We start from the raw sequence: 20,073 nt of genomic DNA on the forward strand, positions 1-20,073 counted from the left end.
CGACATAAAAAAAGGAGCTCAATCAGCTCCTTTTTAGTTGATACGGGATAAAATTACCCAAGAAAATTTACGCTTGCCAATCAAGAATCACTTTGCCGGAAGCCCCGCTGCGCATGGCATCGAAACCCTGTTGGAAATCATCGACCTTGAAATGGTGAGTGATGATTGGGGTTAAATCTAAGCCCGATTGAATAAGACTCGCCATCTTGTACCACGTTTCGAACATCTCAGGAACAAGCCTTATTTAGATTAAATTAATCAACAAGTTACATTTCAGACTTTTGTTTGTGGGGCTAAAATGGGGCTATATTAGGATACATATTTAAACGCTCATCAAATCCGGCTCAACTGGCAGATCAATATCGCACGGAAAACCCTCTTGGTCTGTCACATCAAGCAACATTCGTCGATATTCCGCAAGCACCTGTCTTTCGTCTTCTGATAACTCCATCCAGCGAAGTGGATTCATCGCAAAATTATCCAGATCTTTGAGCTTATTATCTCGCAATGAACGTATCCTTGCGGATTCCGCTTCGAGCTTTTCACGCCCTAAATCTTCTGCTGTTTTGATGTTTTTAAACGTCATTGGTATCACCCTCAAATAAAGGATCTTCAGGATCAGGTAGCCAGCGAATAGGGCAAGGAACTTCTCCTTGTTCAACCTCAAAAGTGTAATCTGCCCAGTCAGTTGATTGTACTGGCTCTGCTTTTGTCGAGTCGTAACAGTAATTAATCTTTACTAAATCACGAGTAACAATATCAATAAACGGACTACCTTCTTCCGCTTCGGCTTGACCTCCTAACGGAATTACAGACAAATCGTAATCTGTGCCATCCACTGTAATAACCAGTCCGTTTACCGATACTTTGGTTGTGTGCCACACAGGACACGGATTTAAAATTATTTTCACTTGTTGCTCCTAGTACCATCTACCAACCGCTTCAATCATCACTTTTGCGCGAGATGCGTCGTACTGAGAATCAGTACAAACTACAAATATGTAGGGGCTTCGTGTTCTAGATGGGAAGTCAGACTCTAGCCCTGAACCTGCAAGCTCTACCCGTCCTCTCCTACCTCCCGTGCTTGCATCTAAAGCTACGCTGACCTGGACTGATACTTTGTGGCTAATGAACGGAGCCGGAAACATCCAAGCGCCAATATTTACTTGAGTATTTCTAGGAAAACTGTCAGATATAATATACCAGTGGTAACACCTCTGCTCACCGTTTGCATATCTAAAAAACATTCCATTTGGAGTTTCGCCCCAATCCATCAAACCTCCAGTGAGGGCTCCTCCTGATTGAGATACCGCGCCTACTGCATTATTGGTGTGATAAAATCGCTGCCATTTTTCGTAACCGTTGATGTTACTCCAAGTTCTAAACAACACCCCACCATTAGAATTTCTCAATCCACGCCAAGCAAACATTATTGCATCATTTGCACCGTATCTTTCAACGCGTACAACGCAGGCATCACCATCAAATGGTTTATCTTCTCCGAGCGTTTGACTATTTGTTACGTAAGATGCACCATTAATTAGTTTGCTAGTGTCGTTATAATTATCCAAATACGGCAAGTTTGAATTGGGCGATGTAGCAAACCCTAACGCACCTCGAGCCATTAGAGCATCTGGAGTTTCCATATCCGTAGGAGACGTCATCACATCCCGACTAGCCGCACTGCCCAAGCTTGCAAAAATAGCAGACGCATCTGCATCCATTTGCTGCAATGTTCTTGCTGTATGCTCTTCGCCGTCTTCACCTTTAAACGTGACAGTGCCAGTTTGAGTGCCCCATGCTTCTAGCGCACTGATATTATTCGCGGTATTTTCGCGTAACAGACGAATCTCGCGCACTGCTTGATTAAAGTCTCCAGATGTCGGTATAACTTTAGCGTCTAGTGTTTCGCTAGGCGACGGCCAAGGTTCGCGCAGTACGATTTCTTGCGCATGCACTTCTGCGATTTCTATCAGCTGATTTGCTCGCAAAAGCAGCGCATCGAAAGGCTTTATTTTCGATGTTGAACCTGAAATGATGATTGCTACTCGATTGTCTTTTTCGAGCTTTATTTTCGCTCTAGTCCACATTAATTAACTCCACAATTAATAAAGTTCACCACTGTTTTTATATAGTGACGCTGTGAATTTACGATCCAATTTCGTGCTATCGTGATCATAATTGACCTTTATGTAAGATGCGGCGCTGCTGACAGGTCTGATTTGTAGGTAGTAATCTAGCTCACTCGATCCGCCGGGTATATTCAGTTCGATGCTGGGAATGGTTAGCGATAAATAGTGGGGTGCGTTATTGCCCGGACCTCCGTAGCTAGAGCTCCCCGTTCGAGAAAAGTAAATCTTAGAAGTGGACTTGTTAACCAGTCTCCACTCGTACCTAAACTGCTGAGCGGTCGTGCTAGTGTTAATGTGCCGCAAGTAGACCGACGCGCGATTTTCAAAGTCAGATATCGTCATGATTCGATCATAGTTTCTTGAGCTCGCAATACTGACACGAGCAACATCAACCCATGACCATTTGGGCACTTGGGAGCCCGAAGATCTAAACATGTAATGTTTACCAACTCTTGACACTATATCTCCAACTATCTGGTTTGCTTGTATGCGGCCAAGGACGTTGCAATCCTCCCCGATCGTTAAGTTGTTTAAATGCCCACCCCCAATCGAGTAAATGTGTCCGTTGCCTTGCAACGCAAAAACAACATCACCGCTGGGGTTTTGCACAACAATCACGTTGTGACCAGGGTTGGAGACTTTGCGAATAAAGACTCTAAACCCGCCAGCAGAGCCAATTTCAACTTTATCAATAAACGAGCCATCTTTAGCTGTCACTTTGCCCGTAAAGTCGCCCGTGCCACCAATAACGCGTGGCGCGGATATCTCTGTCCGCGCAGTAATCCGATTACCGTTCAGGCTGTCTCTAATCATCATGTCGCCGTGGATGATCGCAGCCGGAGTTGTCCAGCCGGAGCCTGTGTAACGCTTGGTCGATGATGCCTGGCCGTTTGCGCTCAAGTACGTCAAGTGATCATCTTGATTCGGTTTGCGCGCAAAATATTGCTCAAAGTCAGCCGTGGCAACGCTATCTGACGGAAAGGTTCCGGCTCGCAGAGTTAGTTGATACAAGCCAGGGGAAGAGAGTTTTTGTACCGACTCTTTAGAGTCAATCGTAAAGCCATCCCCAAGCTGCATTCGCCCTCTCATTACAAGCTCTCGACTCCAAGTATCAAGGCTCAGCAATGGATTGAATCGACCATTTATCATCGTGCCAATTCTTGTTCTGTCTGCGATCAAATCAATGGCGGATACTTTTCCGTCTTGATGATTGACAAAACCGGAGACTTTGCCATTGACGTCAGTAAGCATTGACCCCTTAGCAACTAGGTTGCCATCGCTGTCAACAAAGGCTTGACCCATCTGTGACACGCTTGCTGTACCTGAGCCTGTGCTCACTTGCAGATTTCGAATAAACTCAGCAAGTGGGCCGTCTAGCCAAGAGTGCCCGGCGGCGACACAAGCGACAGCATTGGTGTGCGATGTGATGTTGCCATTTTTATCAATGCAGTAGCCCACGGCTGCTCTAGTGTATTCGTTAGCGCGAGCAAGGGTTTGCTCATCTCCTTTTTTTATTTCTGCGCGAAGCAAAGTTGCCGTTTCCGCTAACGCGTTTTCAGTGTCAGAAATAGCACGACTGAGTTCTGAAATATGACCGCTGTTTTCTTCCGTTTTTGCAAGCAAGTCTTCCGCTATCTCAGCAAATGCAAGATCACTCTCAGATAGTGATTTTTCAACTGCTTTAATATACGATTCATTCTCTCCCACTGCCGAGTGCAGCTCTCGCTTCGCTTCTGCTAGCGCTTTATCTGTATCAGACAGCGCTCGTTCAACTGACTTGATATATGCTTCGTTATCTTCAAAATGAGCATACAGCTCAAGCAAATTCTCAGCGTAAGCATTAAGTTCATCAGCGTGCTGTTTGAGCGTTTTTTTTGCGTAGGCACTAGCAATGCTCTCTTTTTCAATCTCCACTTTTTGCCGAGTTTGTTCGAGTTCGCTCAGTAACGCTTCAAAACCTTCGTCTTGACGATCATTTAATGCTTCTGCTCGCTCAGTAGCTTGATTCACTGCGCTTTCTAGCGATTGATTGAGCTTTTCGTCAAGCGAATCGCCAATGATATCTAAGATCACACTGGCATCATTGGTCGTTTTAGCGGTGACGGTTTGATAGCGGCTTTGGCCAACGGCGTTGACAGCGCGAACCTGAAACTGGTACTCAGTGTCTGGTGAAAGCCCTTCGAGCTGCCATGCAACGCCACGGCCTCGAAGTTCGCCATCAAACCAAAACTCATACTCAGTACCCCACGCGAGGCTTTGCGACCGTGGCCGCAAAATCACGTAAGTGTTACCCGCGTCCACTTCGACCGCGAATTCCGCGCTCGGTGCGGTAATATCAGCGTCCAGCACAGACCAGCCCGATGCAGCCACGGCCCCAATCGACCGAACTGCAAACGTGTAGCGACCACTGAGCAGTACCGGTACATCGATAAAATTCAGCTTAGTGTTTTGCTGCCAAATCACTTCATCATTACCCATGATGCGCACATCGTAGGCCTCGATAAAGCCTGCTGGCGAAGACCAGCTCAGGCGACCGACGCTTTGCGTGCTTTCCGAGCGCGCAAAAGAAAGGCCGCTAGGAGCGGCCACTTGGTTTGGGTTCGGCAGTTGAGTGTTTGGGTAATCTGGCTTGGGCGGCTTAGGGTGCCACAAATAATTGCTGTCTTGGTACTCGACAAGCTTTAGCTTTACGTCGCGCTCGGTGTACTCAATTTCGCGCACAGAAAAGGGCTTTGCTTCCCACCCGCGCAGCTTTGACTCGAACGTGACGACGTCCATTTCTTCAAGCTGTTCGCCAACAAAAAAGTTTACTGACACATTCAATGTCATACCGCTTCGGCTTTGTCGCGCTAGCACCTCAGCATATTGATACGCTGATTTGTAGTTGTCGATGCCTTCGACGGTTTCTTCTTTTGTCAACGGCACGTAGTTATCTTCAGACAACCATTGATCATGTAATTCACCGCCGGGAACTGGGAACGTGACCTCATTTTTTTGATAGTTGTTTTCTTTATCTGGGTAACGAATGGTGACCGAGTTATAACGCTCATTAATGCTCACAGAGCTTGTGCTCATACCCGATGTCAGCATGTTTTCAGTGATGTGCATTGCTGCGTCTTTTTGACGATCAATTTCAACACGCAGACCATTTTGACCTTCGATTAAATAGCCGCGACAGGTTTGGAGTAGATCACGGACGTTATCAATCAATGGAGCGTCGGTATCGAGTGCAATATGACATTCAAACAAACGCTGATCGTCAACAACCGAGTTGCAGAGATTACGCATTGTCGTATTAAACTGTTCGTCCCAGTCTAGCTCACTAAAACCGCAACCATAATCATTGTTTGCAAAGTAGTCACGTAGAGCTTCAATCGGATTGCTACTTCTTGCCGTGATTGTCGCTTTAAACTCTGGCCTCCCTTGTGGGTATCGCTTGTACTCTTTATCCATGACGAGCTTAACGTAAGTTACAGCAACGCCACAAAAGCGCATGTCTTTCATGTCATCTGGCGCTTCATTTCGAAACCACGCTGGCATAACTTGGTCTTTATGACCGAGGCAGTGCTCAATGCGCTGACCATTGCCGCCACCGAACGAGCCAAACTTCGTGTAGGGCAGATCGTCAAAATGCAAATCAGCAATAGATTCAACTGGGCCAATGCCCCACACTAAAATACCGTAGTACGTTTCATTGGGGACGTCTTTTTCAACCACATCTTTGACAGCTTGATAAACTAAACAAGGAGCAACTCGACGCGTGCCATAAATCACTGTGAGCGGCTCATCGGTACCAAAGCGATTGACGCCGATACCAGCTCGACCTTGGTTTTGCTGCTTAGCCGCTTTTTTGGCCATGCGATACGAATATGCAGTACCGATTAGAGAAATAACACCGACAATAATACCGAACATCAGTTAGCCCCTGCTTTACCCGCCCAATAGATAGTTTCTGCCGCTTTTGCAGCATGTTTGAATGCATCATCATCAGGAAATCGACGATGATGAGATTTAGATGTAGTTCGCCATGCATTAATGCGCTCAAATTCAGCCCAGCGCGAGGCGGCTTTGAGCTGGATTGTTGCGTCTTTGTCGTTATCTGAGCGGCCTGTTACTGACCCCCGCCATACTGACTCTAAATGCAATATCTCGTTGCTTTCCGACAAGTAGGCGCGATGAATGCTCACGCGGCGCTTATACACGTCAGTGCCGAGGATGGTTGCTGTGATCGCAGCGTTGGACATGGCAAACGAGAACGTCACTTCGCCGACGCGCATTTCAGCATGACGACTGAGCGAGTCTAAGCCGACGAACTCGCCCGATGAGCGATAGTTTTTGCCCTGATGTTCGATATCAAAGCCAACATCAGTGAAATAAAACGGAGTATCTAGCTCAAAACTGAGCAAGTGAGCGCGCCGGATAATGCCTGATTCGAGCATATCCAGCACGGCTTTAGGATAAATTTTCATAGCAGCTCGATAAATGACAGTTCAATGGATTCAACAAAGCGAGTTCCGGCTTTCAAGCTGAACTCTTGAGGCCGCGAACCGGGTTTTAAAATCAGCGTGAATTCAGCGCCGTTGGCATTGAGCACTGTGTTATTAACCGCTCGTTTCAGTGGGCAGTTAAGTTTCACGGTAGCCATGCCTGCATTGTTAGTGTTGACGTTGTTCATCACGCGATACACTTTTGTGTGATTCGCAAACGTAATAAGATCGCCGCGCTGCAAAAAAAGCGCATTAGCTGGCGCGCTGTAGATAACCACTTCATAGCTTCCAGCGGCCGTTTCCGTGCAACTGGCAACGCCGCCAACGCCAGCTATATTGCTGATAATCGGCGGTTTCCATTTGAATGGCACCGCACCACCGCGCAACTCTTCAACCAGCATCCAAAAATCATTTAGCTCTGTGTTGCGGTCCAGCTTCACTGAGCGATAAGTCAGCTCAAACCGATGGCTCTGCATATCAACAATGTTGACATGCAAGTTTGGGGACTGATTGCTGTGAGTTGGATAGTGCGTCGCGAGCGTGGCTTCTTTGCAGTAATCAGTCCAGCCCATCAGAATTTTTCTCCCATGTCGTTTTTCACCATTTTCACAGCGTTATAGATGGTTGAGCGGTGGTTGAGGATCAACTCATCCATACCCCGCGCATCAAGTGCGCTAAACTGGAAGTGTTGATGGATGTCGCCAGAATTAGACGCCGACGAACTTCCTGAACCTTGGATTTTTTGCGCCAACTGAATGACTGCAGCGTGAAGCGCATCCGTTCTATCGGCTTCAGGTCTGGTTTGTACGCGCTGGCCTTGATCAAGCAACCACGTTCCCTCTTTGGGAATTCGACCATTTGCAAAGCCACTTGAACCGTCGTGAGACATCCCAGCAAGCGCAGTTCCTGCTGCAATGCCAACACTGGCGTACCCCATTGCGCGCACCGATTCAGCGTAGTAAGGAGTAAGGGGGAAAGCAGCTAGCGCTTTAGTGTAAGCCTCGTTAGTTGCAACGATCATCGATGGGATAGCCGCTGCCTTTTGTGCAAAAAAGAGAGTTTTATAGAGCTTGCTTGACTCTTGGCCACCATTCTTTAGCATATCTGTTGTCATTGACATTTGCTGCTGAGTGAAACCAAGCAGCTCCATGCCGACACGCTGTTGATGCTCTGCGCGCTTTTTTGCTGATTCTTTTTCGATTTCACTTAGTCGATCTTGATGGTCTTGCCAGAGCACCTCACGACCCATGAAATATTGCTCTTCAAGCTCTTGTTGCAGCACATGATTGTTTTTCGCCGCAGCGTAAGCGTCAGTAAAGTGATCGGCGAGCTTGGCCATTCTGTCTTCATAAGCAAACTCTTCGCGCAAAGTGTCAGCTTGCTCGCCAGCGGCATTAATTGCGATGCGACGTTGCCAGTCCTGTGCAAATTCCTCATTGGCTTTTTTAAAGGCGAGGACAGCTCGATCTTCTTTCTCTTCTCCGTCAATGCTTGGTAATTGCATGCCCGAGTTTTGGTTAACACTTGCCGCGTAGCCTTTCGCAAGCTGATCAAATTTGAGTTTTGCGTTTTGGTACCAGGCCTCGATACCCTCCGACGGCAATGGCTGGCTCGCAAGGGTTTTCAGCTCCCAAATGGCTTGGTTTAAATCTAACTTGGCTTGGTTTGCACTGGCAGCGTCGAAGAGTTCCGGCGCTTGAAAGCTGGTCATTTGATACAAACTGGTCGCCATCTCTGCCGCTGTATCGCTAAATCTTGCGGCTATGTTGAGCGACTCTTGCAGCGGCCAAATCACAGTTTTGACGATCATCTCGCCAAGAGAGATAACGCCATCAGTAACAGCTTGCAGACTGATCATTGCACCAATTTTAAAACCAGTCACAGCAACTTCGAGCGACTTAACGATAAGCTCTACGCCTCGCCAGCCATCGGCAAGATAGCCAACGCCCGTTACCATAATACCAAGACCATCGGTGATCATCTTGTTCATGCCGCCGTATCGAGTCGACATTGCCAAGAACTCATCAGCAAGCCCTGCCATTACTGGCGCTAGCTCAATCGCAATATTTTGCTTTAGCGCTTTAGTAAGAGAGTTGACTCTAAATAACGAGTCGTTCGCCATCTCGATTTTTGCCGCATCGATACGCGACAGCGTAACGCCGAGCCGATCAGCTTCGGCGGCCATGTCATTTAAGCCTTGGGAACCGTTCGCCAGCATGTTAACCATCGCTGCACCTTCGGTATCAAAAAGCTGAACAGAGAGTCGCAAACGATCTGACTGACTCTCAACGTTTTGCATCGCATCAGCCACGCGCTTGAGCTGCTGGTCCGGTGTAAGCTGATTTAACTCCGCAGCCGTTAGATTTAGCTCTTTGATAGCCCCCGCAGCAGCCCCCGTTCCTTGGGCAGCTTCAGACATACGGCGCGTCATACGTTGCATCGCGGTATCAAATTTCTGCTGGCCGACGCCAGTCAGTTCGCTAGCATAACGATACTGCGTGAGCGCTTCCGTACTAATACCGATGCGGTCAGCAAACTTAGCAGTTTGATCGATAAGTGATGATTGTTGTTTATAGATGAGCCCTAGCGCCGCAACGGTTGCCGTGGCTGCTCCGGCGGATGCTTTGGCAGCACTAGCAAAAGAGTTGCTAACATAACTAGACCAGTCTTTTGATTTCTTTTTCGATTTCTCTAATTCGCTGACAAATTGCGCAGAGTTTGCGTAAAGCGCAACGGTTAGTTTTGCTATATCGGACATTACATCATCATCCTTTCACACTCGGCTATTTGGGCGTCAAGATCTGACAGTTCAAGCAGTGAACTATCATCGTCTTGTCCGTATTTGATTTGCAAATAAGCGCGCCAAAGCGCCAAGGTTTCGCTATCTAACGTTTTGTAGATAACAAAAGGGTCAATGACACCGCCGATATGCTCGGCGAGCTCAAAGCAAAATAACAGGAGAGGGTCATCTTTTAATCTTTTTTTGCGTCAGCTTCCGACGTAACACCCATGAAGTTAAAGCTCATGAGTTTGTCGACCGCATCTTTCAAATCTTCGTGATCGTAAACCTTGATAATTTCGTCCGGTGAAACCGAATCACTGAGTGGTCGGCCATCTTCATCGATGATGGAATCAAGCACTAATGATGCTGACGCTTGCACAGCGGCATCGGAATCGTCTGAGGTTCGCGCTTTAACAAACGCTTGATTGTAATGCGCAAGTAAATGAGCACTCAGACGGCGGGCAAGAAATGTTTCGCGTAACAGTTGAAGCTCAACAGGAGGCTTTGGCGCTGGGGTAAGTAATTTTTGTTTGATTGACATGGGTCGTTATTCTCCACTTTCTGCAATGATTCCGCGCTTAATGCTGTTCTGTTTGCCTGCAACTGACAGCATCATCGGCTTACCTTTCTCCAACTCTTTGAGTTCCCATCCGCCAAGCGCAATGACCATTTCAGCCCAGCGCCGATTTGGAAATTCAACATAAATAATTACCGCTTCGTTTCGATCTGCTTTTTCAAGCAACCAAGCTGTATTCTCATCGGTTGAATCGTCAATCAGAACCCACTCTTTATCAGGTGCTTCGGGAGTGTCCGCCATGAACTTTGGTTCGACATCAATAAGCCGATCAACTTCAACAAAGCCGGATTTCTTGCCTGTTGTGCCAATAGCGTTCATGTCTTTAAGCAGCTTTCGTGATTCAGGAGTGTCAATTTCGGCACAATAAACCTTGGTTCCTGCAGGAAGTCTGGCGTACTTAACGGGGTCTTTAATATCAGTCATGTCGATTCCTTAATGGTAAAGGACAAAGTCTCGGTTAAATTGGTACTCATCGCCGCTTAGCCACTGATCAAAGCCGCCGCTAAAAGTAATGAGTTGGATGTAATATTCATTTTCGGTCAAGGGGTTTAACGCGCCATTGAAGTTGTCTAGACGCTTAAAAACAGCATCAGCGAGTGCTTTTCCTTTTTCTGGATCGCGGTGATAAATCGTGATGCTATAGCTATCTTCACGAATGCCCGTGCTCGCTAGATTGGCTTCAACGATGCCGGGCGAAATGCATCGATAGACGACGGCGTTATCTGCGTGATCTGGCCGCTTTAACCAATAGCATTTCAGCCCAGTTAATTCACTTAACCAGGCATTTAAGGCTTGCTCTAGATTCATTTTACTTGTTTCTTAATGGCTTTTTGAATTTCGATAGCCAGTACGGTGCGGAATGTACTGACTACACGGTGACGGTTTTCAAATAGCGCTGGGCGCATAAACGGCACAGCGGTTTGTTTTGCTGTTCCGTATTCTTGTGCGATGGCTTTTTGGCTATGTTTTTTCGACGGGCCGACACGAGTAGTCAGAGCGTTATCTTTGCCGCCATACTTGCTGTCTAGTTTTTTGGTGGTGATCTTGATGCTGTCGCGCATGTGTTCACCTTCCATCGATTCATTATCGTAACCAGCACCCATGGCCATAGCGAACTGCACCCCGCCCATGGCTTCACGACTAGCCTTGCGTAAGGTGCGCAAGCCAGCCTTTTCGCCGATGTCAGTCAGGGCTTTTTCAAGCTCTTGCAAACCAGATACATCCCAACTCTCTATCATCGTTATTCCTCCCCCTTTATCGGTGGCGGTTTTGATTTTGGATTGGCAACGGCGTCAAGGATAAGCTCTTGGCGGCGAGGATCGGAATCGTTGACGCCAGTGATTTTCATCCAGCGACCACGCCAGTGCAGCCAGTGGTCTTGCTCGATATTTTCACGCCAGCGCAACCGCCATTGATAAGTGTTCTCGGGCCGCTCTCGGTCGTTGCCAGCGTTTTGGCCGCTGGCGTTTGCGATGAGTTCTGCCCAAGGAGAGGCTGACTTAACGAGTTCAACCGTGGGTGCACCGCTTGGGCTTTTACCGGTTGCAGTGCGATACAGGGTGATTCGTTGATTGAGTTTGCCTGCTTGCATACACCCTCACAGATTAATATCTCGATCAAAATCCAACAGAAAACTAACGCCGAGAGGAAGGGTTTTAACGCTGTTTTCTGTCACTGCTTCTCGATGCGCAAACCAGTGGCCAATTAACAATAACACCGCCAGTTCTGTGTCCTCTCTGGCCACAAAAGCATTTTCTGGCACTAACTCTGGGTCTTGCGGCACTTCCTCTTGGGTCCAGTAGACGGGACGATTGAGGTAGTTCTCAACGGCTCGCTTAGCCGCCGACAAGTAGAGAGTAAGCTGCTGATCATGCTCGGTGATGTCGTCATCGATACTGCACTGGTTTTTTACCTTAACCAGATCAAGCATCGGCTTTTACCGCCGTACCATTCTCAATAAGGCGCTGCGCCTCTTTCTCTGAGCATGGATACAGATCGTTAATCGTGAAAGAACGCTGTTTTAGAGAATCCCAAAGTGGCATTTTCAGCTTTACTTGAACTTCGTCGGTTGATGCTTCAGGCGGCGTTGGTGATTCTTGGCTCTGCTGAACTTGAGACTCTGGTTCCGGATCTTTCGGTGATTTAGCGTCACCTTGCGTTTGAGTTTGTTGAACAGAAGGTTCTGACGTCGCTCCCTCTTGCGCGGTGGCGTCACTTGGAGCTTTCACTTCTGAGATTGTTGCTGAATCTTTGGTGTTCTCTTTCGCTTTTGCAGCGGGCGTTTTGGCTTTGGTGGTTGTCATGGGCTATTCCTTCTTGCATGAAAAAGCCCACCGTTTGGTGGGCTCATTCTGAGGGTGATAATTAAGCCGCAGCGTGTTCTAGCGCGGCAATAGCTGCAACGTCTTCCAACAGTACATCAAAGCGGTGGAAGCCAATGAAGCCCATCTGATCGAATTCAGCGTAACGCTCGGTCAAGCGGCGCAGGTTCATGTACGCCACACGGCGTAGCACGACCGATAACCAATCACCATAGAACACGGACTTATTGCTTGCGCCCGCTTTAGCGATGCCTTGGTCGATCACGTATTGATCGCCATCAATGGTGGCTGGTGCAACACCGGCAATCGCTGGCAACCATAGCGGACGGCCATTGGAATCATTCATCAGCTTGAAGCCTTTGAATGTGTCGTCGTTGAATGCCCAACGCGTATTTGGGCCGTTACGATAAGCTGGATCCACTTTGTGCTTGAGGTTAATCAAATCAGCGTAGGATACGCCAGAGAGTGCCGCCGCTTCATGTTTTAATTGCACCTGTTTGTTCAAGCCATTTAAGTTATTGCCAAGACCATCCCCAGTAATGATTTGGCTCGCTTCCAGACGACCTAAGCGCTGACCGATACGACGCGCCACAAACGCATCGACATCAATCATGCTGTCTTGCAATAGCTCATTCGATACCAATACGATTTTAGAGCTGCCTTTCTTTGCGCCAATCTCAACTTGACTGAATGTCGGATCCCCTTTTCCTGCTTCTTGGTTTTCTGCCAGCATTTCACCAATTTCAGTTCGACCATCGGACACAGCCCAAGGCATAGAACGACCATCTTGAGTTGTAATGACCTGACAAACGTTAGCAATGCCACCGTACACCGCCATACTTTCAACCACTCTATTTACAAAGGTTTTTGGTACGGTAAAGCCGCCAGTCGTACCAGCTGTCGTACCTAGAGCACGAAGCTGGGCCTTGTCTTCTTGCGATAGCTCAGCAAAACCATGGCGCAAATAATTGGTAAAAGCTTCGGCTTGGCGCAGCTCGGTTGGTGATTCTTCAGGGTTGTTTGGCGTATTATTGTTATCATCACGAACAAATCGCTCATCTTGTTCTCGAAGCTGGTCTTCACGTTCAATTTGTGAATCTAAGCTTTCCAGCTCTGACGTCATGTCTCGCCATTGAGTGGTTTCATCATCCGTGAACGCGCGTTTTTCATCTTTCGCCTTATCGTTTAACTCACGCATTTGACGCGCGATCGTGTCACGTTTTTTCTTCATTTCATGGTATTTCATTCAACTTTCTCCGGTTTGAGTAATGAAAGGTTTTACAGGGTTTGCAACAACCGATCGCGGTACTGCTGCTCTTGATGCTGCGCCAATTGGCGCTGTTCTTCACTGTCGTCAGTACAAGCCGCGCGCGCTTCTTCAAGGGCTCGGGTACTGGCTTCGGTGTCGTTGTAAGCTGGATAGGTCACTGGGCTGACATCCAACAGTTTTGAAACGCGAGTGATGGTGCGGACATATACCCCATCATCATCCTCATCCCATCGATATCCGTCTGAAGGTAAACGAAACGCAAACGAGCTTTGGCTGACGTCGCCACGGTCCATTGGTTCGATCACCATGTCTCGCACCGTTTGGGTGTCTGGCGGGGTGATCTCGTAACGCAAACCAACCTCATCAACGGTCAGTGTGAGCGTACCCGCTTTGGTTCGGCCTAGGACAAAATTTCGGTCATGGTTAAACAGGGCGCGAACGTCATCGTCCAAAACGTCATCAAACGCACCAGGGGCGATCACTTCGACAAAACCGCCGAGGTTGTTACTGCGAGTGTTGAACTTGGCCGCGTACCCGACGATACGTGGCCCCTCTCCGTCCTCCCGTTTTTCAACTTTGATTTCATCACTGCGGATAAAAATCTCATTGAGGTTTTTACTCATTAGGTTTGGCCTCTTTTGTTTGAAGATCGGCGCTGAGCAGATAAGTATCCAAACCATCGGCTTGGTTCATATCTTCCAGTTCTCGTACTTGGTTGCGGGTCATCCAGCCATCACGAATGGCTTTCGAATAGAATTCAGCGCGTTCTTGGGCGGTACCGCGTAATAGACCGTTTAGGTTGAACTTGACGTAATACCCAGCCCGTCGTTCTTGCTCAGTGAATAGTTTCCGGTTGAGCTCCTGCTCCCACTTCACGACCCACGGGATCATAGTGTGACGAACGAACTGAATGGCTTGCTCTGAAATGTTGGAAAAGGTGGCTTTTTCCAGGTCGTTAATCATGTGTGCCGGCACGTTGTAAATACCCGCTACTTCAGAACGACTGAATTTGCGAGTTTCTAAGAACTGTGCATCTTCTGGCGGAATGGTGATCGACTGATATGCGAGCTCAGATGGTAAGAACAACGTTTTATTGTCGTTACTTTGCATCTCTGCTTTCGACTTTCGCCAGCGGTCGAGCAATCGATCCCAGCTCGATTTCTCTAGTTGCGATTTGACAGAGACAATACCCGTTGGCTTGCCCCCGCTTCGAAAGAATTGGTTGCCATAACCTTGGGTTTCTAGGCCTAACGCAAAGGATTCCCGACACTGGGTGATTGGACTTTTCCCTACTTTGCCATCTGAACCAATCGCTTTTATGTGGATCATATCTTCAGGACTGACTGCTCGCCCACGTGCGTCGTCACCAGTAACGGCATAGGTGTAACGTCCTGAATGGGTTTTGACTAAGTTGGATTCCCAAGGTCTAATCAAACCAAGTTCGCGCACTTCCCCCGAACGAGGATGACGCACGATTTCGGTGTAATGATTACCCCAGCCGCTCACATGAACCATACCTGATTCTCGCCAGTCATAACTAGTTTGAAAGGGATTTGGCTCATCATGTAGCAGATAGTAAACAGGGTGATCCGTGGCACGAGAAACGAAGCCATTTTCATTACGGCGCATCACATGCAATGGCAACTGGCCCATAGAGCGACCAAGAACACCAATACAGGAATAGACCGCAGACAAGCCCATCGCGGATTCCACACTAACACCTGAGCCCACTCCCCAATCAGCTGGATCGAGCTCAGACAACGGGACGGATGGGTCTTCTGGATTTGAGCGGCTTTCAAACAACAAATCAAGCATGGCGACTCCCTAGTTTTCTTAATGCCAATAAGGCAAAAATCAACAGCATGGATCCGCCAAACATTAAGGTAGCCGACAACCCGAATTTGAGATAAACCCCACTCAGCAACGCGGCAAAACCTGCGAGGCCGATCAGGTTGAGTATGTATGTCACAGGTATAAATCCTCATCATCTAGATCGTCGTATGGGTCAAAGGTTTCCGTTGCCAAGTGCGCGCGATAAACCGCCATAATCAACGCCACCGCACCATCAATTTTCTGGTCTGGTTTGTCTTTGCGTGGAAAGTGGTTTTCATTGGCATCTGGCTTGCTGACAACGTTGCTCATCATCCAGGTGAGCACTGGATTTCCGTCATGGTGAACACGCCCTGCTTTTAAGGCGGCTTCAAGTTCAATCATGCCCGGTGATAGGTGTGCCGTGGTTTGCGGTACTTTGACGGCGGTAATTCCCGCCGCCGTAAGCTCTTGCGCAAGCTGGGTGGAACCCCACGGATCGTGGGGTACTTCGCGCACTTCAAACTCATCAGAAAAGTTCTGAATATCTTCCCCAATCTCGTTGAAATCCACCTCGGCCCCGTCAGTGGAGATCAGCGCACTGCCGCCACTGTTTGGCCAAGGCGTACTTACCCACTTTTGGTAAACCTTGCGATTCTTAGTGTCGGGGTCGAATACCGTATCTTCCGGCAGATAATGCTTGGAGAAGATGTAAAAATGAAGCTGTCCTTTGTCATCCTTCCGAGTAAACAGCATGATCTGGCTACATATATCAATCTTTGATGCCAAGTCTAGCGACAACCAACATGAGCTGTCTTTGAAATCCTCTATCAATAGGCTGGTATCTTCGGCAGCTTTCCAATCTTCCATATTGAAGAAAGCAAGTGATGCGGACACCCATCGATTAAGGTGTTTTGTTTTGAACGTATTGGCATAGCGCGGGTTACGAATAGCGCGCATTTGTTGACTGCGCAGCCAATCTTCATCCACGGATACGCCCAGGTTAGGGTTAGCTTTGGCCAGAACGGCGGGGTCTGTCCAATCGTCGTCTTCATCAATGGTGTAGATGATGCCAAAGATCTCGTCGTCATCGGTCGTGCCTTCTAAGATTTTTACGACATCGTCGTGCAAGTCTTTACAAGGGCCAGCTATGTTGTAGCCCGAAGTGGTGATCACAAAGATGAGCGGTTGTTCACGTGCCCCCATACCTGTTGACATGGTGTCATACAGTTCGGGACCATCATGCTCGTGATACTCATCGACGATTGCGCAATGTGGGCTTGAACCGTCGCCAGGGTCACCGATCACCGGTTCGAAAATGCTGCCGTCTGGCCGTTCCATTTTCTTGGCCATGACGTCAATCATGAACGAACGACGAAGGTTTGGCAGTGCTTCGGCCATCTTCTTCGCTGGTTTAAATACCTCCCAAGCCTGTTTCTCTGTGGTTGCGCCACAGTAAACCTCTGCGCCGTATTCGTTATCTGCCGCAAACATCCAGAGACCATTGCCCGCGGCGATGATGCTTTTTCCGTTCTTTCGTGGCACTTCGACGTAAGCCACTCTGAAGCGGCGACGCTTATCCCTCTTTCGTTCCCAACCATAGAGAACGGCATGAATGAACAATTGCCAGGGCTCTAACTTAATGCGCCGGTCTTTTAATGGCTTTTTTGCCCATTTACCTTTGGTGTGCGGTAAGAGCTGTATAAATCTACAAACGCCCTCAGCTTTGTCTTTGTTGAAGCGATACGGATACGCTTTGTCTTTGCTCTTTTCGAGGTCGTCCAAATGGCGTTGACACGCTTGGATAGCGTATTTACAAGCAATGATCCGACCGCTAACAATGTCCCGTGCGTACTTCGCTGCGGCACTTACGTTCGGATACTTAGCCATAAATCATCTCGACATAAATCACCTCGATGGTAAGAATTCAGCGAATTCGTTTTCGTCGCTCTTATCTCCACCACCCCCTCCGGCCATTCGACGCATGGACAGCGGATCTAAACCAAGCAAGCTACCAATGCGCACGAGAGCAGAAAGCGCATCTTGACGAACATTGACCACGGGATTTTTTTTAGGACCACCTAGGGCACTGTTAACGGTCATACCGGCTTCACTAATGGCTTTCTCAGCTTCAAGATATAAAGAAAAACTATTGCAATACGCCATGAGAAGCGGCAGATGGTCGACAGTTAAAATGCGTCGCTCGATTAAGACTTTGGCTTGCGTTTTCCAGATAGCCACCGCGTTATCATCTCGTAACTCATCGGGAGGCGGTGCTTTAGTCATAGCTTCGTGAGCGGGGGCTGATGGCAGCGTAGATTTGCCGCTTTTTCGGCCACCGCCTGCTGCTCTCGTCATTTTAAAACCTCATCTTTAGTGACGTGTCACAACAAGGATCTAGCTGTAAAAAAAAGATCCTTATTTATTGCACATAAAAATTTACTTGGGGCTGCGGTACCTATCGAAAAGGTCGTAGAGATTTACCCCACCCCCCATGGTCTGAGAACGGGAACAACAAGCGAACTAAAACCGCCTTGAAGCCTTTTTGATTATAGGATTGAGGTAGCATCACCTTGATACCTTTTCGTGCTGTCTGTGCGACCTTGAGAGGGTCTGGTTATGTGCCAAAGGTTCGGCAAAACAACACCAAAGTTTTTAAGTAAATTGGTACCCAAAACGCCCATTTGATCTGCAAAACGATCATTATTTGCTGTTTCGAATGGGTGTTTTCGTTCTTTCTCGTGCAGTTTTCGCTTTGTGGCATGGCCGACATAACGCCTCCAAGTTGCTATCTTCATCCGTTCCGCCATGTTCCTTGGCTATGATATGGTCCACATCACAAGCCGGAACAGCGCGACCACCACGTAAGCAGCATTGGCATAGGTACTTATCTCGTCTCAGTATTCTGGTTCGGAGCTTATCCCAATCACTGCCATAGCCACGCTGATGGCGGCTGCGTCCTGCTTGGTGCATTTCCCAACCGGTGTGACGATGCTTGTCACAGTAACCACTCTTGTCATTAGTCAGGCCACCACAATGGGGATGGCGACAAAGCTTAGGGGTTCGTGGAGACATAACAAAATATCCTTTGAATACTCACTAAATACACAAAGGATATTTAAAAAGGGTCACCGCCGTAGGCACTGCTGTTTAATGGCCGAAGCCTGGCAACGCTCGACGACGTCGCAAGTCACTAGCATTCTTTGTCTTTGGCGGTGTTAGAACTGGCTTTAAGGCAGCCAGTAGCCTTGGGTCACTTTTCTTGTAGCTAACTTATGCACTATCGGGCGCTAACCGATCCTTATCCCTTCCTATTGGACACATGCGGGATTCGTTGCGATCACATGCTGACTTAACTGATAACAAGTGCAGCCAGTAACAACACTCGGCAACTATCTGGAATTACCGGATAGTTGAAACCTAGCCAGGATTAGCTTGGTGATAGTCAATGCAGCTATTTAAGTCCTCGATATACAACTGCATATTGATTACTGACCTTTGCGGATAGTAGATACCGCCACCGTCCACTTCGTACCACTCAAGCTGTGGGGGCGTTGGCTTACAATCCACATAATCAGGTGTTGCTATCATCGGGGTTGATTGACACGCGGCCAGCACTAGGGCCGAACCGATCAGCATGACTAGCCGTTGGGTCCTCTTTAATCTCATTAAGTCGATCCTCTCGGCGTATTCGTTTTGCTTCCACGCGGCGGCGGTCTAGCTCGTTAATGAACCGTTTAACCAGGGCGGGAATTACGGTTAACCAGCCAGGTAAATTCATGTCGTTTTTGCCCGCTTAATATGTTTGGGGTCGTTCCATGCTTCATTGCCCGCCTTACCTTTGTTCGCGGCTAAGAACTCAAGAACATCGATCAACCAGTTTGGTAACTTAGCCATCCACTGTGGCGGGATAAGCTGGCGGACTTGGGACCAGACAACAAGGGCAACAGACACCCAGGCCGCTATCGTTTTACCATGCTCACCAAACAGAACAGCAAGCAACGTTACCCAATCAATCGGCGGAACTTCCGGAGAAACTCCATTAGCTAGGACTGTGGGGGCGATCAGAAAGAACGCCACCATAAACAGATATTTCATGTCGGCTTTACTCCTCTATATATAGAAAAGGCAGCCATCATGACCGCCCTGTTAATGCACCGTTCGGGTGCGCTGCTGTTCCTGCTTAACAATTCAGTACCTCAAGCGGGAAATTCTTCTTGAACTCGTCAACGGTACCCGCACCCAAATGGGTGTTGTAGTGGTCTTTCCAGTACTGGGCCAAGCCATCAATATCACCGGCTTTCGGTAACGCGGGCTTTTTTCGAAGATAGTGAACACGACACATGGCCACCGCAAACGCTAAGTTGGTGATCAATTGGGTAACATCCGGGCGCATATCTTCATCTAAGCTTGCCATACTGGACAGTTCAGTGATTTGATTCGCCAGCTTGCGTTTATATGTCAGGTAGTTGTCCCAGATATCTTTGTATGTTGCCGGCTCCATTTGGATAACACCCAGTGCCGGACCATTGCCCAGCTGCTTTAAGTATTTGGCGTGGCTTTCTTGGTAGATCGTACCAACGATAAGCTGTTCAGCTGCGCGGCTGTGCAATCCCAACTGTTTCAACGTCGGTCGCACAACTAAGGTGGTTAAGTGCTTTGCATCGATCATGACTCCTCCGCGATTAGTGGATC

Annotated in this window: 24 protein-coding genes and 1 pseudogene; all 25 read right to left on the reverse strand. The window is 48.1% G+C overall.

Features of this window, described 5'->3' with window-relative positions; genetic code table 11:
• Positions 1-67: 67 nt before the first annotated feature.
• Positions 68-229 (reverse strand): annotated as a pseudogene (gene tdh, locus FKN88_RS04075) (L-threonine 3-dehydrogenase); the annotation flags it as partial.
• 93 nt (positions 230-322) lie between these two features.
• Positions 323-586, reverse strand: coding sequence for a phage tail assembly chaperone (locus FKN88_RS04080; protein ID WP_306687245.1), 264 nt, complete (start codon positions 584-586; stop codon positions 323-325).
• The gene (locus tag FKN88_RS04085) at positions 576-911 is read right to left on the reverse strand and encodes a hypothetical protein (protein WP_306687246.1); all 336 of its coding nucleotides are present in this window, start codon (positions 909-911) and stop codon (positions 576-578) included. The genes FKN88_RS04080 and FKN88_RS04085 overlap by 11 nt, the downstream gene beginning before the upstream one ends.
• Positions 912-920: 9 nt before the next feature.
• Positions 921-2,090, reverse strand: coding sequence for a hypothetical protein (locus FKN88_RS04090; protein ID WP_306687247.1), 1,170 nt, complete (start codon positions 2,088-2,090; stop codon positions 921-923).
• Positions 2,091-2,105: 15 nt separating this feature from the next.
• Positions 2,106-6,047 (reverse strand): hypothetical protein, encoded by a 3,942-nt coding sequence (locus tag FKN88_RS04095; protein WP_306687248.1) that lies wholly within the window; start codon positions 6,045-6,047, stop codon positions 2,106-2,108.
• Complete coding sequence (locus FKN88_RS04100) at positions 6,047-6,601, reverse strand: DUF2163 domain-containing protein (protein ID WP_306687249.1); 555 nt, start codon at positions 6,599-6,601, stop codon at positions 6,047-6,049. Before FKN88_RS04100 ends, FKN88_RS04095 begins: the two co-directional genes overlap by 1 nt.
• Positions 6,598-7,191 (reverse strand): hypothetical protein, encoded by a 594-nt coding sequence (locus FKN88_RS04105; RefSeq protein WP_306687250.1) that lies wholly within the window; start codon positions 7,189-7,191, stop codon positions 6,598-6,600. Before FKN88_RS04105 ends, FKN88_RS04100 begins: the two co-directional genes overlap by 4 nt.
• A complete protein-coding gene (locus tag FKN88_RS04110; protein WP_170887295.1) occupies positions 7,191-9,377 on the reverse strand; it encodes a hypothetical protein in 2,187 nt (728 codons plus the stop codon). Before FKN88_RS04110 ends, FKN88_RS04105 begins: the two co-directional genes overlap by 1 nt.
• 214 nt (positions 9,378-9,591) lie before the next feature.
• Positions 9,592-9,942, reverse strand: coding sequence for a hypothetical protein (locus FKN88_RS04115; RefSeq protein ID WP_170887296.1), 351 nt, complete (start codon positions 9,940-9,942; stop codon positions 9,592-9,594).
• A 6-nt stretch (positions 9,943-9,948) separates the two neighbouring features.
• Positions 9,949-10,401: a hypothetical protein gene (locus FKN88_RS04120; RefSeq protein ID WP_306687251.1), complete on the reverse strand. Its 453-nt coding sequence runs from the start codon at positions 10,399-10,401 to the stop codon at positions 9,949-9,951.
• 9 nt (positions 10,402-10,410) lie between these two features.
• Complete coding sequence (locus FKN88_RS04125; RefSeq protein ID WP_170887298.1) at positions 10,411-10,785, reverse strand: hypothetical protein; 375 nt, start codon at positions 10,783-10,785, stop codon at positions 10,411-10,413.
• A complete protein-coding gene (locus FKN88_RS04130; RefSeq protein WP_212752263.1) occupies positions 10,782-11,216 on the reverse strand; it encodes an HK97-gp10 family putative phage morphogenesis protein in 435 nt (144 codons plus the stop codon). Before FKN88_RS04130 ends, FKN88_RS04125 begins: the two co-directional genes overlap by 4 nt.
• Before the next feature lie 2 nt (positions 11,217-11,218).
• On the reverse strand, positions 11,219-11,569 hold the full coding sequence (locus FKN88_RS04135; RefSeq protein ID WP_170887299.1) for a phage head closure protein: 351 nt from the start codon (positions 11,567-11,569) through the stop codon (positions 11,219-11,221).
• A 6-nt stretch (positions 11,570-11,575) separates the two neighbouring features.
• The gene (locus FKN88_RS04140; protein WP_170887300.1) at positions 11,576-11,908 is read right to left on the reverse strand and encodes a head-tail connector protein; all 333 of its coding nucleotides are present in this window, start codon (positions 11,906-11,908) and stop codon (positions 11,576-11,578) included.
• Complete coding sequence (locus FKN88_RS04145; RefSeq protein WP_170887301.1) at positions 11,901-12,281, reverse strand: hypothetical protein; 381 nt, start codon at positions 12,279-12,281, stop codon at positions 11,901-11,903. The genes FKN88_RS04140 and FKN88_RS04145 overlap by 8 nt, the downstream gene beginning before the upstream one ends.
• 61 nt (positions 12,282-12,342) lie before the next feature.
• Positions 12,343-13,545, reverse strand: a complete 1,203-nt coding sequence (locus FKN88_RS04150; protein ID WP_170887302.1) for a phage major capsid protein — start codon at positions 13,543-13,545, stop codon at positions 12,343-12,345.
• Between the two features lie 32 nt (positions 13,546-13,577).
• Positions 13,578-14,192, reverse strand: coding sequence for an HK97 family phage prohead protease (locus FKN88_RS04155; RefSeq protein ID WP_140154865.1), 615 nt, complete (start codon positions 14,190-14,192; stop codon positions 13,578-13,580).
• Positions 14,185-15,384: a phage portal protein gene (locus FKN88_RS04160; protein WP_170887303.1), complete on the reverse strand. Its 1,200-nt coding sequence runs from the start codon at positions 15,382-15,384 to the stop codon at positions 14,185-14,187. Before FKN88_RS04160 ends, FKN88_RS04155 begins: the two co-directional genes overlap by 8 nt.
• Positions 15,377-15,538, reverse strand: a complete 162-nt coding sequence (locus tag FKN88_RS04165; RefSeq protein WP_170887304.1) for a hypothetical protein — start codon at positions 15,536-15,538, stop codon at positions 15,377-15,379. Before FKN88_RS04165 ends, FKN88_RS04160 begins: the two co-directional genes overlap by 8 nt.
• Positions 15,535-17,268, reverse strand: coding sequence for a terminase large subunit (locus FKN88_RS04170; protein WP_170887305.1), 1,734 nt, complete (start codon positions 17,266-17,268; stop codon positions 15,535-15,537). Before FKN88_RS04170 ends, FKN88_RS04165 begins: the two co-directional genes overlap by 4 nt.
• A gap of 18 nt (positions 17,269-17,286) precedes the next feature.
• Complete coding sequence (locus FKN88_RS04175; RefSeq protein ID WP_170887306.1) at positions 17,287-17,736, reverse strand: phage terminase small subunit P27 family; 450 nt, start codon at positions 17,734-17,736, stop codon at positions 17,287-17,289.
• 345 nt (positions 17,737-18,081) lie between these two features.
• Positions 18,082-18,351: an HNH endonuclease gene (locus FKN88_RS04180; RefSeq protein WP_373567169.1), complete on the reverse strand. Its 270-nt coding sequence runs from the start codon at positions 18,349-18,351 to the stop codon at positions 18,082-18,084.
• A 447-nt stretch (positions 18,352-18,798) separates the two neighbouring features.
• Positions 18,799-19,047 carry a hypothetical protein gene (locus tag FKN88_RS04185; RefSeq protein WP_170887308.1) on the reverse strand — a complete coding sequence of 83 codons (249 nt, stop codon included), beginning with the start codon at positions 19,045-19,047 and terminating at the stop codon, positions 18,799-18,801.
• Between the two features lie 108 nt (positions 19,048-19,155).
• The gene (locus tag FKN88_RS04190) at positions 19,156-19,476 is read right to left on the reverse strand and encodes a hypothetical protein (RefSeq protein WP_170887309.1); all 321 of its coding nucleotides are present in this window, start codon (positions 19,474-19,476) and stop codon (positions 19,156-19,158) included.
• Between the two features lie 85 nt (positions 19,477-19,561).
• Entirely contained in the window at positions 19,562-20,050 is a 489-nt protein-coding gene (locus tag FKN88_RS04195; RefSeq protein ID WP_212752265.1) for a hypothetical protein, read from the reverse strand.
• Between the last annotated feature and the right edge of the window lie 23 nt (positions 20,051-20,073).

Origin of the sequence: Vibrio sp. 2017_1457_13 (assembly GCF_030851525.1) — a bacterium.
Taxonomy (GTDB): Bacteria; Pseudomonadota; Gammaproteobacteria; order Enterobacterales; family Vibrionaceae; genus Vibrio; species Vibrio metschnikovii.

Coding starts and splice junctions, on each gene's coding strand:
- FKN88_RS04095 (WP_306687248.1), bottom strand. CDS start 6,047: ATGTTCGGTATTATTGTCGGTGTTATTTCTCTAATCGGTACTGCATAT.
- FKN88_RS04145 (WP_170887301.1), bottom strand. CDS start 12,281: ATGACAACCACCAAAGCCAAAACGCCCGCTGCAAAAGCGAAAGAGAAC.
- FKN88_RS04140 (WP_170887300.1), bottom strand. CDS start 11,908: ATGCTTGATCTGGTTAAGGTAAAAAACCAGTGCAGTATCGATGACGAC.
- FKN88_RS04110 (WP_170887295.1), bottom strand. CDS start 9,377: ATGTCCGATATAGCAAAACTAACCGTTGCGCTTTACGCAAACTCTGCG.
- FKN88_RS04130 (WP_212752263.1), bottom strand. CDS start 11,216: ATGATAGAGAGTTGGGATGTATCTGGTTTGCAAGAGCTTGAAAAAGCC.
- FKN88_RS04080 (WP_306687245.1), bottom strand. CDS start 586: ATGACGTTTAAAAACATCAAAACAGCAGAAGATTTAGGGCGTGAAAAG.
- FKN88_RS04125 (WP_170887298.1), bottom strand. CDS start 10,785: ATGAATCTAGAGCAAGCCTTAAATGCCTGGTTAAGTGAATTAACTGGG.
- FKN88_RS04090 (WP_306687247.1), bottom strand. CDS start 2,090: ATGTGGACTAGAGCGAAAATAAAGCTCGAAAAAGACAATCGAGTAGCA.
- FKN88_RS04115 (WP_170887296.1), bottom strand. CDS start 9,942: ATGTCAATCAAACAAAAATTACTTACCCCAGCGCCAAAGCCTCCTGTT.
- FKN88_RS04150 (WP_170887302.1), bottom strand. CDS start 13,545: ATGAAATACCATGAAATGAAGAAAAAACGTGACACGATCGCGCGTCAA.
- FKN88_RS04195 (WP_212752265.1), bottom strand. CDS start 20,050: ATGATCGATGCAAAGCACTTAACCACCTTAGTTGTGCGACCGACGTTG.
- FKN88_RS04180 (WP_373567169.1), bottom strand. CDS start 18,351: ATGCACCAAGCAGGACGCAGCCGCCATCAGCGTGGCTATGGCAGTGAT.
- FKN88_RS04160 (WP_170887303.1), bottom strand. CDS start 15,384: ATGCTTGATTTGTTGTTTGAAAGCCGCTCAAATCCAGAAGACCCATCC.
- FKN88_RS04175 (WP_170887306.1), bottom strand. CDS start 17,736: ATGACGAGAGCAGCAGGCGGTGGCCGAAAAAGCGGCAAATCTACGCTG.
- FKN88_RS04190 (WP_170887309.1), bottom strand. CDS start 19,476: ATGAAATATCTGTTTATGGTGGCGTTCTTTCTGATCGCCCCCACAGTC.
- FKN88_RS04105 (WP_306687250.1), bottom strand. CDS start 7,191: ATGGGCTGGACTGATTACTGCAAAGAAGCCACGCTCGCGACGCACTAT.
- FKN88_RS04170 (WP_170887305.1), bottom strand. CDS start 17,268: ATGGCTAAGTATCCGAACGTAAGTGCCGCAGCGAAGTACGCACGGGAC.
- FKN88_RS04120 (WP_306687251.1), bottom strand. CDS start 10,401: ATGACTGATATTAAAGACCCCGTTAAGTACGCCAGACTTCCTGCAGGA.
- FKN88_RS04135 (WP_170887299.1), bottom strand. CDS start 11,569: ATGCAAGCAGGCAAACTCAATCAACGAATCACCCTGTATCGCACTGCA.
- FKN88_RS04100 (WP_306687249.1), bottom strand. CDS start 6,601: ATGAAAATTTATCCTAAAGCCGTGCTGGATATGCTCGAATCAGGCATT.
- FKN88_RS04155 (WP_140154865.1), bottom strand. CDS start 14,192: ATGAGTAAAAACCTCAATGAGATTTTTATCCGCAGTGATGAAATCAAA.
- FKN88_RS04185 (WP_170887308.1), bottom strand. CDS start 19,047: ATGAGATTAAAGAGGACCCAACGGCTAGTCATGCTGATCGGTTCGGCC.